This window comes from Fictibacillus tiangongensis (assembly GCF_048083785.1).
Lineage (GTDB): Bacteria > Bacillota > Bacilli > Bacillales > Fictibacillaceae > Fictibacillus.
On sequence record NZ_CP182294.1, the window covers coordinates 2,231,086 to 2,245,230 of the forward strand.

The window sequence follows — 14,145 nt, forward strand, 5'->3', positions numbered from 1 at the left end:
AATCATCTCCTTCGGCTATAACGCCATTTCTGTAGAGGATGAAGTGCATCTGGCCTTGTTTTCATCCAATGCAATGGTCCACGGATAAACAGATCAATCCAATCTTTCCCATAAAAAGGTGAAACAGGAGTAAAATATGGTTGTTTCAAAGAAGTAAGTGCATTCAAATGGACTAAAAGTAAAATGATGCCCATAAAGATTCCCATTACACCAAGATAAGAAGCAAGGATCAATAGCGTAAACTGTATCAATGTGGTCGCTTTGGTCATCAAGTAATTCGGCACAAGAAACGAAGCAATCGCTGAAATACCAACCAAAACAATCAGCACTTGACTAGCAAATCCTGCTTCTACTGCAGCTTGTCCAACCACAATACCACCGATGACGCCTAACGTTTGTCCAGATTTCGTAGGCATTCTTAGACTTGCTTCTTTAATAACTTCTAGTGTTATTAACATAATGAATGATTCCCAAAACGGAGTTAATGGCAATTGACTTCTCGTTTCCACAAGGACGAATAGTATTTGCAAGGGAATCATCTGATAATGATGTGTCGTTAAAGCAACATATAGTGGAATCATCAGCAAGGAGAGCATGAAACTTAAATATCTTATGATCCGTAAAAAGCTTGCAACGATCCAGCGATTAATATAATCCTCGGGTGATTGGAATAAATGGAAAAAGTTAATTGGAGCATTAAGGGCAAACGGTGTATTATCCACTAGAATGGTAAGTTTGCCTACACCAAGTGCGTATGCACACACATCAGGACGGTCAGTATGTTGAAATTGTGGAAATACACTATGATTATGATCTTCCATAAACGCTGCTAATTGGGAGGAGTCAAGAATCTGATCAAAGTCGATACTTTTGATTTTTTCCCTAGCAATTGAGATGAAATCAGGATTCGTTAAACCCTCTATATACATTAAAACAACCTTTGTTTCAGTTAGTGATCCTACTGTAAATTTCTCTGATTTTAAGGCTGTTAGTGGTAGCCTTCTACGGATCAATGTAATATTTTGTTCTATGTTTTCACAGAAACTGTCTTTGGCCCCATAAAGAATTGTTTCTGTTTCAGAGGTTTCTATCCCACGTCCCGTTGGATCTTTAAGATCAATGGAACACCATTTATCTTCAATGGTATCAAAAACAAGGATCGCTCCCAGCATCAATTTCTTTTCAGCCTCTTCCAACGTTGTAATTTCTGTAATTTTAGAGACAGAAATGCAAGCTGAAATGTTCTCATTATTGCAGAGTCGTAAAGGTTCAATTACAGCTTCATTTAACCTTGCTTTATCAATCAATGTTCCTATAAATATCAATACATATATCTTATTGTTTTGGGTTTGATATTCGATTACTTCAGCGTCTTCCATGTTGTCTATACGTTTGCGGAGAACCTCTATTGCGATAGGACTATTAGTTGTTATCTTTTTTGCGCTATTTTTATTTTGGCTTCCTATCCAAGTATTCTTCCTTTTCCAAAACATCAACATCAATCTCCCAATAAGATAATAGATATACACCTTTGGTATTATGTTCAGATTCAGATAATTTACTCCATCAGAAGTTATGTTCACAATACTATTTGATATATCTTCGTACAAAAAAAAGCCTTGATCAGAATTCTTGTGAAAATCACTGTTCAAGGCCTTTTATTCTTGTTTTGATATTGGTATTGTTGCTACTATTGAAAAACACAGTAATATAAAAACCAAGGTTAAAACTGGCTTAACCATGGTAATTTATGATTGTTTTACATCATTCACGGTATATAAAGGATCTAAATTCACCAAATCGAGTCCGAAAATACGTACTTGTTTTGATGTTTATTGAATAATGAAAGAGCTGCCTGTTAATGATTCAGGTGTTTTCCCTAGAGCAAGCTGGCTTAGTCTGGAGTATCCGGTATGTTTAAACTCAGTGAATACTTTTCTTACTTCATCAATATCCTTATCACTAGTTAATCGCTGGATTTCTTTTTTATATAGACGAATAACAGATCCGCTAACAAATTGAGGTTGGGCATTTTCCGGATCCTCATTCATAATTAAACATCCCATGTACTGGTACTTCAACTGCATGGTACGGGTTAATTGAATGACATGGATCAGCTTTTCAAAAAGCTCAGGATAGGATTGTTCAAATTTATTTAGTGCAGATTGAGCTGACTTTAGTTCGTTTTGGCTGCATAATGTAATCATGCATATACCTCCTCTTTTACATCCCACGGTTTATCCAGAGAGATAACAGCTGCTAATTCTTTACTCTTTAATCGTCTCAGCTTTCGGACTTCTGCCCTTTCTTTTGCTGTTTCATATAAGAATATCTCTTCCTCTGTTTCAGGAATAACTTGTGGAACATCTACGGGCTTTTTATCTTCACCTAAAGCAACGAAAGTTAAGAAGGCAGTCGCAGCAATTCTTCTCTCGCCTGTTATCATGTCTTCTGCAATCACTTTACAAAAAATCTCCATAGAGCTTTTGCCGGTGTATGAGACAAAGGATTCTATGCAGACAGAGTCTGTTTGATGGATAGGATGTAAAAAGTCGATTGAATCGGTTGAAGCTGTTACACATTCTTTTACTCTGGCATGTCTGCGTGCGGATAATGTTGCATTATTATCCAGCTTTCTCATCAAAACACCGCCGAATAACGTATTATAATTATTTAGATCCAGGGACATAACCTGATCAGTATTAATAATGCGGCTTTCTCGCGCTCTCTTTTTGTTCAAATCAATCATTCCTTCCAGAATGTAAGTTTCCATCTACAGGCCAAGTGTACGCCTGAAATAGCATGAAGTAAAATGGTTATTTTTCATTTACAACATAGACATCATCTATGTAAATGCTTACATGTATGCCCTAACGGCATAAAAAAAGACAATTCATGTGGAATCGTCTTTAGCATTATTCTTTATAGTTGTTCTTTGGCATAACGCAGCCACTCTTTTGCGGCAAAGGATAGATATTGATCCTTTCTCCAAATAAGAGCGAGTTCCCAACTAATTGAGGGATTTACGACATTCATTGTTTTTACTTTTGTGGTAAGGTGCTCGCAAATACTTTCAGGTAATAAAGAAACACCGAGTTTACAAGCGACCATCTCTTCAATAAATGTCCATTGTGAGCTTTCGGAGATCACATGAGGATGGAATCCTGCATGATTACAAGAAGTGATGATGCGGTCATGCAATACAAAATCCTTATTGAATAGTATAAAAGATTCACTGCTGAGATTCGAAAGATCAACTACTTCACATTGGGCAAGTGGATGATCAGGGTGAATAATGAGTTTCAGATCTTCCTTCATAAATGAAAAGTACTGAAAGATATCATTGTTTGTAGGCAATACAACAACTCCAATATCTAAGAGATGACTAGCTACCTCTTCTTCAATTTTCTTCGATCCATCCTCCATCAATTCAAATGTAATGGCTGGATACTTCTCATGAAAACTTCCCACCAGTTTCGGAAAGAGACGAGAATTAAAAATAGGAGGTAATCCAATTCGGACATGTCCTTTTTGAAGTCCCAACAAATTATCCATTTCAGATTCTAAATTGTTAAAAGCTTTATCGACGAGTTTAGCCTGTTCATAGATTACTCTCCCAGCATCGGTTAATATGAGCTTCTTTCTGCTGGAACGGTCAAATAGAACCAACCCTAATTCATCTTCTAAATTTTTAATCATTTTACTTATGGTTGGCTGAGTGATGAACAATTCTTCAGCTGCACGGGTAAAACTGTTGTATTTTGCAACCTCAATGAAATATTGTAATTGTTTAATATCCATTACGACACCTGCATTCATATTGAAAAATGTGTTGAGTTTAGTATGTAGCTTATCAAAATAAATTACCAAACACTACATTTAAAACTGCAAAAAAAGCCACTTATCAGGAAGTTCTTACAAATTTTTAGTACAGACAAACGTATGTATAGGTAACACCAAAATCCTCTTACGTTTTAAATATTTTCTAACAACCTTTCTGTTTTTATTATGTTCAGTAGAAAGTTTAATCAAAGTAAAAGCAAGTGCTCCTCTCATATTTTAGCCATGCACAAGAAAAACTGCGTTTCATATAAAGATAATATCGGCTCAGTTCGTATGAAGGAGATGTGATGAAATTGATGCTGCCTATGGAAAAATATTTCGGTAAGTTCGAACTCGTTCATTCATTTTATGGCGCTATGCCTACTGGCGTTACTGTGTCAGAAACCGGACGGATTTTCGTTTGCTTTCCTAAATGGGGAGATGACGTGAAATTTACGGTGGCGGAAATTAAGGGAAATCAATTGCATCCCTATCCAAATATAGAAACAAATTTGACCAACCCTGGTAACGTTGCGATGTCATTTATTAGTGTCCAAAGTGTAGTGGCGGATGGAAGGGGAACACTTTGGGTATTGGATACAGCTGCACCCAATTTATCTGAACCAATTATAGGGGGAGCAAAACTGGTCGCTATTGATTTACAAACAAATACAATCAGAACTGTATATACTTTTTCAGAAGAAGTCGTCCTGCCAAGCACATATTTGAATGATGTTCGCTTTGATTTCCGCGTAGGAAGAGCCGGTTATGCCTATATCACAGATTCATCATCTAAAGGTCCAGGAGCAATCATTGTTGTGGATTTAGAAACCGGAAACGCATTCAGACGGCTAAGTGGAGCCATTCCTACATCACCCGACCCCTACTTCTTGCCAAAAGTAGAAGGTAAAATACTAATGAACCGCAATAAGGACGGCTCCATTTCTCCCTTCCGACTGGCGTCTGATGGTATCGCGATATCTGTTGACGGTAAAACTTTGTTTTTTTGTCCATTAACGAGCCGTCATCTGTTCTCCATTTCAACAGAAGCTCTAAGAGACAGAACGATACATGAGAGGAATCTACTTTCCCTCGTAGAGTTTTGGGGAGAAAAAGGTGCATCTGACGGAATGATCACCGGAGCAAAAGGTAACGTGTATGCAGGGGATTATGAAAATAACAGCATACGAAAGATTATGCCAAACGGAAACATGGAAACCATTGCACATGACCCAAGGCTTTTATGGCCGGATACGTTTTCGATTGGCCCAGATCAGTACTTATATATGATTGTGAACCAATTACACCGACAGGCCAGGTTTCATTATGGAAGGGACTTAAGAGAGAAACCGTATAGTTTGCTTCGCATGCACATAGATGAATTGCCTGCACCGACATTCTGAAAATAACTTAGGAACAGTTTATTGCATAAACTGTTCCTTTACATGATCTATAGTGTTCGCACCCTCGATTGTAAATACATAAATTGTTATTCTTTATGTACTTTAACATAAACTGATTCAAATAATTTATCATCAATGTATGCATTCAACTTCCACATCCCAGGTTTCGGCAACGACATACTTGATGACGTAACATCATCTGCACCATTATGTGGTGTTCCACTTAAACTAGTTTCGAATAAATGTAATCGCTTAGAAGAATTTTCTAAAACGGCTTCGACCTTTAGCATCTTATATGCCACATCTGGACCCCAAACATGCCACATATATTTATTTACTTTATTAGGAGTAAATTGATCAACTTCAGAATTTTCGTAGATAAAGCCAAGTTTATCTTTTTCACCAATCATCTTATAACTCCCTGATTCAAATGAAGAACTTTCTTCCCATCTGTCTTGATTACATGCAGCAAGTATGAAAATAAATGTTCATACAAGATTCCCTATCTTCTTTAAAAATAGTTCAATAAAAGTACATTTCGCCTTCTTTAACAAATGCAACCGATTGATGAAGAAATAAACAAATAAAATAGTGAGGCAGCTACTAATTAGTTTTCTTTTTTAGCTTCTTTCCAATATAAACTTACGTATAAAAAAGAAAATCCGAAAAATAAAGCTTGAATCATATTAGTAGCCAAGTTAATGATGAAGTTAAATCTTAAGCCGAATATTATATGTACTACACAATATAAACCAGTTAAAAAAATAAGACTTCTTAAAAGTATTTTTATTTGATTCAACCCCCTTTGTTTAAAAAATGTTAAAAAAAATAACCCGGTAGTTGAATAAGAACCTACTATACATCCCTTAACTTACTTCAATACATACACCCATCATTGATTATGTACTACTAATGTTTCAAATTCATATTATCTTGTAGCATTTTATCAGCTAGTCTGATGTTTTCCTTTAAAAATGCTTGTAAGTTTGTGTGTGCTAAAATTTCATCAGTAGTCATCCAAATAACTTCGTCTACCTCTTCTCTGCTTTTTGCATAAGGTTCACCCAATTTATGGTGACAAAGAAAAACAATATCAATGACATTTATCCCTGATTCAGTAACAAAGGAAGAACTATTTACATATCTTAGATCTGCAACTTCGCTACCTACTTCTTCAAGAATTTCTCGTTTTAAAGTCCTTTCAAGAATATCAGAAGAAACACCTTCAATTTCACACTTTCCACCAACTAGTGAAAGTGATCCACCAGCGTACTCCTTTTCATTTCTAAGGATTAACAGCCATTTACCGTTTCGGTGGATAGCACCTTCTACATTTACAACGAACATAAAGAAATCTCCTTTGACTATAATATCTACTCCCCCATTTCTATTTAAAGAAATGAACACAAACAGCTGAATAAGAGATACTTAAATCCTAATTGCTGTTTTATACTTAGAAATCATATTATTTATGGTGATCGCTAAGTCTAAATTGATTGATCTTTAAAAGAAAAAGTGTAGAGATTATTGACGTGGTAAATCCAATAAATCTAATAAGATCAAGCGTTTGTGATCTTTCTTCACCCTGAAACTCAAATTCTATATCATGTCCAATTGCGAGGATCTCTATTAATTTTTCTATTTCCATTTTTTCTTCCTTTCGTAACCACATGCACAATAATACTAACTTAATTCTCCAATAAACCAAACTTCCCCTTCATGATAGTAGTCCTCGTCAGAAATGGTTTCCTTAAATCCCTTTACTTCTAGGTTAGAAGGAGCTTTCAGATGCCATTCTTTTATAAGATCTCTGTCCTTATCTAAAGGGATCCATTTGTGTTCTTCTTCAGAGTTCCTTTCAAAATATCCTTCAAACCAACTTTCATCAGGTAGTATCGTAATTTGAGAGTCAAACAAACTAGGAAGAGATATGACGGTATAAATTCTATAATTTGTGTGATCATCTTTCTTAGTACTTATTAAATGAACGACTTGGTCAATCAATGTTTGCATTATCCCTCTTCTAAAACTGTTTGGAGTCTTCTTAGAATCTACGTATTCTTGATTAAAAGGTAAATGTTCATGCCAGTAACCTAGACTGCTTTCATTCAGATCCGGCATTGTTTCCATATTATTTTCTAATTCTTTAATTAAAGTCGTGTACCTTCTGTTTAATCCCCTAAGTTTCTTTTTCGATCCATTATCAAATCTCCAATTATTCACCATAACCACCCTTTTATTAACATAAATTTACGATACCATAAATTCCATAATCTGGACAAATTGTAGAATGGGAGATTTAGATTCATAAAAAAAACGCAACGATTTTCGTTGCGAAGTCATTAAACTATCAAACTCACAGAAAATCCCTCTTATATTGAACCACTAAATATATACCACTTGCTAAAATGGCTAACGCATATTTGTATAAGAAGAATATGTTCACCATATACTCTGTAGGAAAAACAATGTCACATAGAATGATCGTCATCAGCATAAAGTAGCTGCTCTTCAAATGAATATTTTTTGTACGTTCATCTTCATTACCCATCTTTTTATAGAACACATAAGCTAATACGATACTAGCCATTAACAATAAAAAACCAATGCCTAAAAGAATGTTCCAATTATTAGTGGACTGCTCCGCCCATGACTTCAAAGGGTAAAAAGCTGCACCAGGAATATCTGAGATCGACTTAATTTCCATTTTCATCATTTCCTTTCATATAAGTAAAAACATCGTTTACATCAACTTTAAAGAATTCGGCAATTCGAAAAGCTAACAACAGTGTGGGTACATAATTTCCCTTTTCCATTACAAAAATGGTTTGTTTGGAGACCCCGACTTTTTCTGCTAATTCTTGCTGCGACAATCTGGCAAGTACGCGATATTCATAAACCTTATTTGAAATGGAATCACCAAAGTCTTTCTTCATGACATCACCTCTTCTGATTTATTATAAACTAATTTCTTACAAAAAGTAAAGTAAACTTATACTTTATTATAAAATGCTTATAATTTAACTTGAATTACTTTTATAAAAGCTGGGTAACAAATTGTTTATCCAAAACTAGAGGCATGAGCTGAAGCAGCTCGTTGAATAATAATGTGAATTCACACCTATATACTAATTGCCCGAGTTGACGTCTAAATAAAAAAATAACCACCCTGTGTCCATCCAGACAATAGGGTAGGTTACTTTAATCAAAATTGATATGAGCGATCGTTCTTCGTGAAAAGTTATATTGAGCTCGGTTTTTAATAATTATGTTTGGAACAACACTCCATTTAGCGCATCAACATACCTCTTCGCTGATCGTTGAACGGACTCTGCAGCATCTTCTTTGATCACTCGGTTAAAAGCATCATAGATACGATTAAAGTTTAGTTCTTCCATACGCTGAGCGATCCTCTCAACCGTAGCACCTGGTAAAGGAATAAAGTTAGGATAACTATACATAAAACTGACCCAATCCTGGTCCGCTACAATACGGACAATATCACCACAAAGAAGAACACCTTGTTGCTGGTTCCCTTCTTTCCATTCAAGGATGGTGCCTCCCTTAAAATGACCACCGATTCTCTGAAGGACGATGCCTTCACTAAGTTCAAGCGTGTCACCCGACCAGAACACGATTCTTTCACTCATTCTTGTTATCCACTTCTTATCATCTTCGTGAATATAAAGTGCAGCATCAAATGTTTCAGCCCATTCCACTTGAGTGGAATAATAATGAGGATGTGATAGTGCGATCGCATCAATTCCACCGAGCTGCTGAATGGTTTCAATCGTACCTTCATCTATGTAAGTCACACAGTCCCATAACACATTATATCCCTTACCCTTCACGAGGTATGCCGTCTGGCCGATTCCAAAGCTCGGGCTCGTCTGAACACGATATAGATTCTCTTCTTCAACACTAACTTCTGTTTTATAGTTGCCGCTTTCCACCATCGCTTCTAATGTTGTCCACGATTGCCCTTTTGAGCTCACATATTGTCTTTCTTCCTTACAGATGGAACATGACTTTGGTTCATGTAAAGTTGCTTCATATTGAACCCCGCACGTCTTACAAATATAGTTATGCACGGTATTTCCCCTCCTATCTCTCTCAGATTATAATCACTGAAGGAAATAATTAGAAATTTCCTGCTTATAATTAGTATCACAAGAAGAAAAAACCTTACGAAAACATGATCTCGTAAGGTTGAAAATCCATAATCATTGCATATGGTAGTACAAAAAAAATTTACATTAGTTCCTTATTCTTCTGATAAGACCGCTTTAAAGAAATATATGTAGATAAAAACTTTACTATACTAACACTTACTAACAACCCTGATATTTCTAGCCATTTGTTCAAACTCGTAGGTACACCAATAATTATTAGATAGATTGTTAAAAAGATAACAATAAAACCAACCGTTTTCTTGATTGTTGCTTTTAACTCTTTTTTATAGGCTCTCTCTGTTGAAATATCTGTGTATTCAATGCCAGATAAGATATATCTGCCTGACACATAAAAAAGGAAGATACCCATAGCTACAAGTAAGATTGTTTGTGCATCCAGATGTAAAGTCTTGTTGCCAATAAGCATGACAAAAAGGGAAAGAAAAAGAAGGATTGCACCCTCAGAGAAAAAATATAACATCTTTCTTTCTTTGTATTCATCATCCGGTAGTAAAAAGGACATCCAAGATTTCATTCCCCATCGACCTCCCAAAATAATTCATCCAACGTTTTCTGCAGTTCTTTAGCTATAGCAATACACAACTGAAGACTAGGATTAAATTCGCCTTTTTCTATAAGACCGATCGTTTGTCTAGTCACACCAACTTTTTTCGCTAATTGTTCCTGAGTAATGGAGGCATTCATTCTAGTCATTTTAACGTTATTCTTCATTTCCCACCTCAGCTGGATGTTAGATATAGTTTACATATGCAATTTATATATTACATAAACCTTAAAATTATGTCAATTTTTACATTTTAAACCTTTAACAAAAAAATCCTCACCTTATCAGTGAGGATGACAAAACGTAAGACAAACCCCATTTTAATTAAGATTGAAATGGGGTTGTCTAAAATTCTATAGGGAAATTACTGTATCTAATTAATACATTTAAACAGTGGTTAATCGTATATTACATTCTTACCTTGTTCAGTTAAAGTCTTCAAGTGTGTAAGCATTTGATTGATTTCTTGCTCTGAATGCCTTTCCCATGATTTTAATTCAGCGATGATTCTCAAAGGGGCTTTGGATCTATAGGATCTTGTTGGGTTTCCGGGGAATCTTTTATCGGTCAAGTTCGGGTCGTTTTCAAATTCACCTAGAGGCTCTACAATATAGATTCTCTCTTTCGATTTTGATTGTGCCAATTCAGCACCCCATTTGGCAGCATCTAATGTAGCCGTGAAATAGATATAGTTAGATTTTTTGTCTTGATAATTTGATAGGTATAGCGGTTCTAATTGATCACCAATTTTCAATTCAGCTTTTGTACCATGAAAGAAAGGACCTTTATCTAAGACTTCTTTTTTATCATTCATCCATAGACACCTCTAACTTTTTTTGATTTGTTTACAACAGTATATGAGTAAAATCCAAGAAAGAGTAGTCTATTATTTATCTAGCATTCGGAGTATAATTAAAGTAGAAAGAGTGCTATTGCTTAATTTAAGACGCAGACGTAGTATTACCGTTCTTAGTAAATTCACGATTTTACAGAAGATACTAAAAAATACATATAATAAAAAACATAGGAAGCAAATAAACTTCCTATGTTTTCTTTCCTATTATTTATCTGTTTGTTTTTGCTTCTTTTTTAAAAACTCCATACGTAGTTTTTCAAGATGCTTCTTTTTATCAAATCTGGCAGGCGTCTGTTTCTCATGAAACTTTGTCACGGCTACCTGAGCTTTGTCATCCAATTGATATTTCCCCAAAATGTTCACCTACTTTTTCTTCTTCAATCATCTTATATACTATACCTTAGTTTGCTAAAAGAAACCTTATAATTATTTGTTGAACAAATCAACTGTGTTATCTTGCCTCACTTGAATATGATATTCTACCCTATTTATTTATTGTTTTTCAAGTAGTGCACGGGACGAATTTCTATGCGCCAGCCAAACTCTTCCCCCTTGCTCACTTGAGTTGTTGGATGTAAAGAAGCAAGTTGGATTGCCTCATCCATGTTTTCCGCTTCAAACATGAAAATACTGCCTATCATTTCTTTAGTTTCTGTAAATGGCCCATCTGTTACGATTACCCTGTCATCCTCACGGTGCAAGCTTTTGGACTCTGTGTCGAGACCAGCATCAAGCAGAACCTCACCGCTATCATAAAATTTCTCAATGTGTGGCTGACATTCGCTCATAATGGCTTCAATCTCCGCCCTTGGACGTGAATCCATTTTTTCAGGGTTGTAATAGCCCATACATAAAAATATCATGATCATCTCTCCTGATTACTCAAATTTTTATCCACTCATACAACGATCAACAATCTATATAATCGACAGGATTTTAATATTTTTCTGTATAACCTTTAATCTTCAGTAGAAATCTCTGTTTCTGTACGGGTTGTACTAACAAAGCAACACGCTGAAATTCTGCATGTCATAGAAATAGCACTAAACTTATTTACTTAAAAGCACATCTCGAATCTCCGTTATATCCGTTACAATTGCAAATGGCTTATGGGAAGTTGGCGGTAATACATTATTAATATTTACCCATATGGCTTTCATACCAATTTCAATTGGAGCGATTACGTCATGTGTCCATGAATCCCCAATAAATAAAGTTTCACTTGGTTTTCTATCAAAATATTCTAGCGCTTTCCAATAGATTTTTGGGTTGGGTTTTCTATAACCTAATTGCTCTGCATGAAAAACGTTACCTTCCGGAAACATTTCTCCTAATCCCATTTTATTCAACTTTTGGCGTGGTTCGTAAAGACCATTCGTGACAATTCCCAGCTCAAATGCACTAACCAAATCTTTAACTAAACTTGTTAATTGTTCGTTAACTGTTATTAAATTTATCCCCGTCTTGTAAAAAAGAGTGTCCAATTCATCTAATGCTTCTATATCCAGTGATAAGTTAAACTGCTTCAGAGCATATTCCCATCTTGCTTGCTTAAATTCTGATGGGCTGTACGCACTCGATTTCAATTTTTCTATCAAAAATCTTGGTGGATGATTAAAGGTATCTAAGAATTTTGATGAATTTAACTGACATGTAAGTGGATGTTTTGCTACGCAATGAGTTAAACCATCATTAAACCACAAAGAGTTTTTTAACAAAGTGTCATCTAGATCAAATAACAACAAACTGATTTTTTTCATCTTTACCTCTTTCCTATGTGATGAAAGTACGAAAAGTATTCAAACCGAATTAGCAAAAAAAGCATGTATTAACAATTTATCTCACATTACATACCTATAATAATCCTGTGAATGGACTACTTTGAACCCTACTGCTTGATATAAGCCAAGGGCATTGTCATTTTTGGTTTCTACCTCTAAGTGCACCGAATACCCTGCTGAAATCTGCTCGTTTATAACCTTACGTAACACTTTCCTGCCAATACCTTGCCCTTGATGCTCCGGCAAAATGGAAAACCCATAAATCCATGCCTCTCCATCCTTTCGTGAAACACGTATTTTTCCTACTGTACTTTTGTTCACATCAATCATTAACATATCGGTGTTTCTTTCTTTTTTAAATGAGTGGTCCATTAAAGTTGCATCTTCTCGGGTCATTCCGAATGCTTCTATCGATATACGAATAGACATGTCTAAATCTTCTTCTTTTGCTTGTCGAAGTGTAATTCCTTCTACAGCTTGTATGGATTTCTCTTCCCACACCATTTGATTTTCTGAAAATGCATATTCAGCACCTATTTTAAGCAAAAACTCTTTTGCTGCCCTTGAACCAGCTGGGGCATTTAACAAGATTTTTTTATATCCGCATTGTTTAGCTGATTCCATACCTGTTTCAAACAAATTCTGAAAATGTCTCTTGCGTCGATCACTTGGTTTCACCATGCCGCAAACTTCGACTGTAGAACCAAAAGGATACAAGCCAAGAAATCCAATGAGTTCGTCGTTTTTATAGTGAAGATAATCTAGTTGATTAGATTCACGATTCTCCAGCATATCCCAGTTAAGTTTTAGCTGTATACGATCATGAACCTCACACTCTTTTTGTAAATTTTTTATATCTTGAAGTTGTTGTTGAGTTAACATAGTGGTCTCCTTTATTGCGAGTTAAGTACAAGCCTTTATACATTCAATAAAAAAGAGCACATTCCTTTTCTAAAAGAAATGTACTCATCCATGAAATTAAATATATCTATACTAGAACTACTCAATTATCTCTTGGGCTACAAAATGGTTTGGGGGCGTGTTGTGTTTAGTTCTAAATAAATTAAAACATTTTTTCGTTATAAAGACTGATAGAATGTACCTTTTCTTTTAGTAAGTTATCAATTATTTGGTTTAATACATGTGGTTCTCGTAAATCCTCTTTTTTAAATTTTGCAAGCTCATTCACCTTAATCCACTTACTTTCAGTAATCCCCTCTTCTTCAAGGTTTATGTGACCATCAATGACTTCACCAATAAAATGAAATAGGATTACTTGATTGTTCGTACTACTAATAAAATTGTAGACACCAGTGGTACCTACCAGTTCTATGTCCAAACCTGTTTCCTCTTTCACTTCCCTCTTGGCCGCAAAAAGAATGTCCTCACCATACTCAATATGTCCACCAGGAAAAGTCCATTTATTTAAAGCGTTTGGTTTATTCTCTTTTATAATTAAAAATTTATCATCATTTATAATCGATGCCGTTACAACTAAAACTATGCCATCTTGTGACATTCATTTCGCCTCAGTTCTTAAAAAGAT

The 14,145-nt window shown here is 35.3% G+C and carries 19 protein-coding genes; 1 reads left to right on the forward strand and 18 read right to left on the reverse strand.

The annotated features are described in order from the left end of the window. Nucleotides 1-2: 2 nt before the first annotated feature. The 4 genes from ACNJYY_RS11895 to cidR form a co-directional block, all read right to left on the reverse strand. Nucleotides 3-1,493, reverse strand: coding sequence for a spore germination protein (locus tag ACNJYY_RS11895; RefSeq protein ID WP_416728666.1), 1,491 nt, complete (start codon nucleotides 1,491-1,493; stop codon nucleotides 3-5). Between the two features lie 339 nt (nucleotides 1,494-1,832). Next, entirely contained in the window at nucleotides 1,833-2,207 is a 375-nt protein-coding gene (locus ACNJYY_RS11900; protein ID WP_416728667.1) for a hypothetical protein, read from the reverse strand. Beyond that, the gene (locus ACNJYY_RS11905) at nucleotides 2,204-2,749 is read right to left on the reverse strand and encodes an acyl-CoA thioesterase (protein WP_416728668.1); all 546 of its coding nucleotides are present in this window, start codon (nucleotides 2,747-2,749) and stop codon (nucleotides 2,204-2,206) included. The genes ACNJYY_RS11900 and ACNJYY_RS11905 overlap by 4 nt, the downstream gene beginning before the upstream one ends. 173 nt (nucleotides 2,750-2,922) lie before the next feature. Then, a complete protein-coding gene (gene cidR, locus ACNJYY_RS11910; protein ID WP_416728669.1) occupies nucleotides 2,923-3,801 on the reverse strand; it encodes a cidABC operon transcriptional activator CidR in 879 nt (292 codons plus the stop codon). 329 nt (nucleotides 3,802-4,130) lie between these two features. On the opposite strand from cidR, the gene ACNJYY_RS11915 reads away from it, so the two are divergent. Beyond that, nucleotides 4,131-5,225, forward strand: a complete 1,095-nt coding sequence (locus ACNJYY_RS11915) for an L-dopachrome tautomerase-related protein (protein WP_416728670.1) — start codon at nucleotides 4,131-4,133, stop codon at nucleotides 5,223-5,225. Nucleotides 5,226-5,311: 86 nt separating this feature from the next. On the opposite strand, the gene ACNJYY_RS11920 is transcribed toward ACNJYY_RS11915, so the two are convergent. The 14 genes from ACNJYY_RS11920 to ACNJYY_RS11985 all read right to left on the reverse strand — a co-directional run bounded on the left by ACNJYY_RS11920 (nucleotide 5,312) and on the right by ACNJYY_RS11985 (nucleotide 14,118). Next, entirely contained in the window at nucleotides 5,312-5,707 is a 396-nt protein-coding gene (locus ACNJYY_RS11920; RefSeq protein ID WP_416731858.1) for a DUF4871 domain-containing protein, read from the reverse strand. 427 nt (nucleotides 5,708-6,134) lie between these two features. Next, nucleotides 6,135-6,572, reverse strand: coding sequence for an NUDIX hydrolase (locus tag ACNJYY_RS11925; protein ID WP_416728671.1), 438 nt, complete (start codon nucleotides 6,570-6,572; stop codon nucleotides 6,135-6,137). Nucleotides 6,573-6,908: 336 nt separating this feature from the next. Beyond that, nucleotides 6,909-7,451: a DUF3916 domain-containing protein gene (locus ACNJYY_RS11930; RefSeq protein WP_416728672.1), complete on the reverse strand. Its 543-nt coding sequence runs from the start codon at nucleotides 7,449-7,451 to the stop codon at nucleotides 6,909-6,911. Between the two features lie 130 nt (nucleotides 7,452-7,581). Further along, a complete protein-coding gene (locus tag ACNJYY_RS11935) occupies nucleotides 7,582-7,932 on the reverse strand; it encodes a DUF2178 domain-containing protein (protein ID WP_416728673.1) in 351 nt (116 codons plus the stop codon). Then, the gene (locus ACNJYY_RS11940) at nucleotides 7,922-8,161 is read right to left on the reverse strand and encodes a helix-turn-helix transcriptional regulator (protein ID WP_144699746.1); all 240 of its coding nucleotides are present in this window, start codon (nucleotides 8,159-8,161) and stop codon (nucleotides 7,922-7,924) included. The genes ACNJYY_RS11935 and ACNJYY_RS11940 overlap by 11 nt, the downstream gene beginning before the upstream one ends. A 330-nt stretch (nucleotides 8,162-8,491) precedes the next feature. Next, on the reverse strand, nucleotides 8,492-9,316 hold the full coding sequence (locus ACNJYY_RS11945; protein WP_416728674.1) for an MBL fold metallo-hydrolase: 825 nt from the start codon (nucleotides 9,314-9,316) through the stop codon (nucleotides 8,492-8,494). A 160-nt stretch (nucleotides 9,317-9,476) separates the two neighbouring features. After that, nucleotides 9,477-9,932, reverse strand: a complete 456-nt coding sequence (locus ACNJYY_RS11950) for a DUF3278 domain-containing protein (RefSeq protein ID WP_416728675.1) — start codon at nucleotides 9,930-9,932, stop codon at nucleotides 9,477-9,479. Beyond that, nucleotides 9,929-10,129 carry a helix-turn-helix transcriptional regulator gene (locus ACNJYY_RS11955; protein WP_416728676.1) on the reverse strand — a complete coding sequence of 67 codons (201 nt, stop codon included), beginning with the start codon at nucleotides 10,127-10,129 and terminating at the stop codon, nucleotides 9,929-9,931. The genes ACNJYY_RS11950 and ACNJYY_RS11955 overlap by 4 nt, the downstream gene beginning before the upstream one ends. Before the next feature lie 230 nt (nucleotides 10,130-10,359). Beyond that, entirely contained in the window at nucleotides 10,360-10,776 is a 417-nt protein-coding gene (gene arr, locus ACNJYY_RS11960; RefSeq protein WP_416728677.1) for an NAD(+)--rifampin ADP-ribosyltransferase, read from the reverse strand. Nucleotides 10,777-11,022: 246 nt separating this feature from the next. Beyond that, nucleotides 11,023-11,172, reverse strand: a complete 150-nt coding sequence (locus ACNJYY_RS11965; RefSeq protein ID WP_186320498.1) for a hypothetical protein — start codon at nucleotides 11,170-11,172, stop codon at nucleotides 11,023-11,025. A 134-nt stretch (nucleotides 11,173-11,306) separates the two neighbouring features. Then, the gene (locus ACNJYY_RS11970; RefSeq protein ID WP_416728678.1) at nucleotides 11,307-11,681 is read right to left on the reverse strand and encodes a YciI family protein; all 375 of its coding nucleotides are present in this window, start codon (nucleotides 11,679-11,681) and stop codon (nucleotides 11,307-11,309) included. A gap of 186 nt (nucleotides 11,682-11,867) precedes the next feature. Then, nucleotides 11,868-12,578, reverse strand: a complete 711-nt coding sequence (locus ACNJYY_RS11975) for an HAD family hydrolase (protein ID WP_416728679.1) — start codon at nucleotides 12,576-12,578, stop codon at nucleotides 11,868-11,870. A gap of 81 nt (nucleotides 12,579-12,659) precedes the next feature. Further along, nucleotides 12,660-13,481, reverse strand: coding sequence for a GNAT family N-acetyltransferase (locus ACNJYY_RS11980; protein WP_416728680.1), 822 nt, complete (start codon nucleotides 13,479-13,481; stop codon nucleotides 12,660-12,662). Nucleotides 13,482-13,662: 181 nt separating this feature from the next. Then, nucleotides 13,663-14,118, reverse strand: a complete 456-nt coding sequence (locus ACNJYY_RS11985) for an NUDIX hydrolase (RefSeq protein ID WP_416728681.1) — start codon at nucleotides 14,116-14,118, stop codon at nucleotides 13,663-13,665. Nucleotides 14,119-14,145: the final 27 nt, after the last annotated feature.

Excerpts from the sequence above, each read along its gene's own strand:
- ACNJYY_RS11915 (WP_416728670.1), top strand. The coding sequence starts at position 4,131 with ATGAAATTGATGCTGCCTATGGAAAAATATTTCGGTAAGTTCGAACTC.
- ACNJYY_RS11905 (WP_416728668.1), bottom strand. The coding sequence starts at position 2,749 with ATGATTGATTTGAACAAAAAGAGAGCGCGAGAAAGCCGCATTATTAAT.
- ACNJYY_RS11975 (WP_416728679.1), bottom strand. The coding sequence starts at position 12,578 with ATGAAAAAAATCAGTTTGTTGTTATTTGATCTAGATGACACTTTGTTA.
- ACNJYY_RS11935 (WP_416728673.1), bottom strand. The coding sequence starts at position 7,932 with ATGGAAATTAAGTCGATCTCAGATATTCCTGGTGCAGCTTTTTACCCT.
- ACNJYY_RS11970 (WP_416728678.1), bottom strand. The coding sequence starts at position 11,681 with ATGATATTTTTATGTATGGGCTATTACAACCCTGAAAAAATGGATTCA.
- ACNJYY_RS11895 (WP_416728666.1), bottom strand. The coding sequence starts at position 1,493 with ATGTTTTGGAAAAGGAAGAATACTTGGATAGGAAGCCAAAATAAAAAT.
- ACNJYY_RS11930 (WP_416728672.1), bottom strand. The coding sequence starts at position 7,451 with ATGGTGAATAATTGGAGATTTGATAATGGATCGAAAAAGAAACTTAGG.
- ACNJYY_RS11900 (WP_416728667.1), bottom strand. The coding sequence starts at position 2,207 with ATGATTACATTATGCAGCCAAAACGAACTAAAGTCAGCTCAATCTGCA.
- arr (WP_416728677.1), bottom strand. The coding sequence starts at position 10,776 with ATGAATGATAAAAAAGAAGTCTTAGATAAAGGTCCTTTCTTTCATGGT.
- cidR (WP_416728669.1), bottom strand. The coding sequence starts at position 3,801 with ATGGATATTAAACAATTACAATATTTCATTGAGGTTGCAAAATACAAC.
- ACNJYY_RS11985 (WP_416728681.1), bottom strand. The coding sequence starts at position 14,118 with ATGTCACAAGATGGCATAGTTTTAGTTGTAACGGCATCGATTATAAAT.
- ACNJYY_RS11955 (WP_416728676.1), bottom strand. The coding sequence starts at position 10,129 with ATGAAGAATAACGTTAAAATGACTAGAATGAATGCCTCCATTACTCAG.
- ACNJYY_RS11980 (WP_416728680.1), bottom strand. The coding sequence starts at position 13,481 with ATGTTAACTCAACAACAACTTCAAGATATAAAAAATTTACAAAAAGAG.
- ACNJYY_RS11940 (WP_144699746.1), bottom strand. The coding sequence starts at position 8,161 with ATGAAGAAAGACTTTGGTGATTCCATTTCAAATAAGGTTTATGAATAT.
- ACNJYY_RS11950 (WP_416728675.1), bottom strand. The coding sequence starts at position 9,932 with ATGAAATCTTGGATGTCCTTTTTACTACCGGATGATGAATACAAAGAA.
- ACNJYY_RS11925 (WP_416728671.1), bottom strand. The coding sequence starts at position 6,572 with ATGTTCGTTGTAAATGTAGAAGGTGCTATCCACCGAAACGGTAAATGG.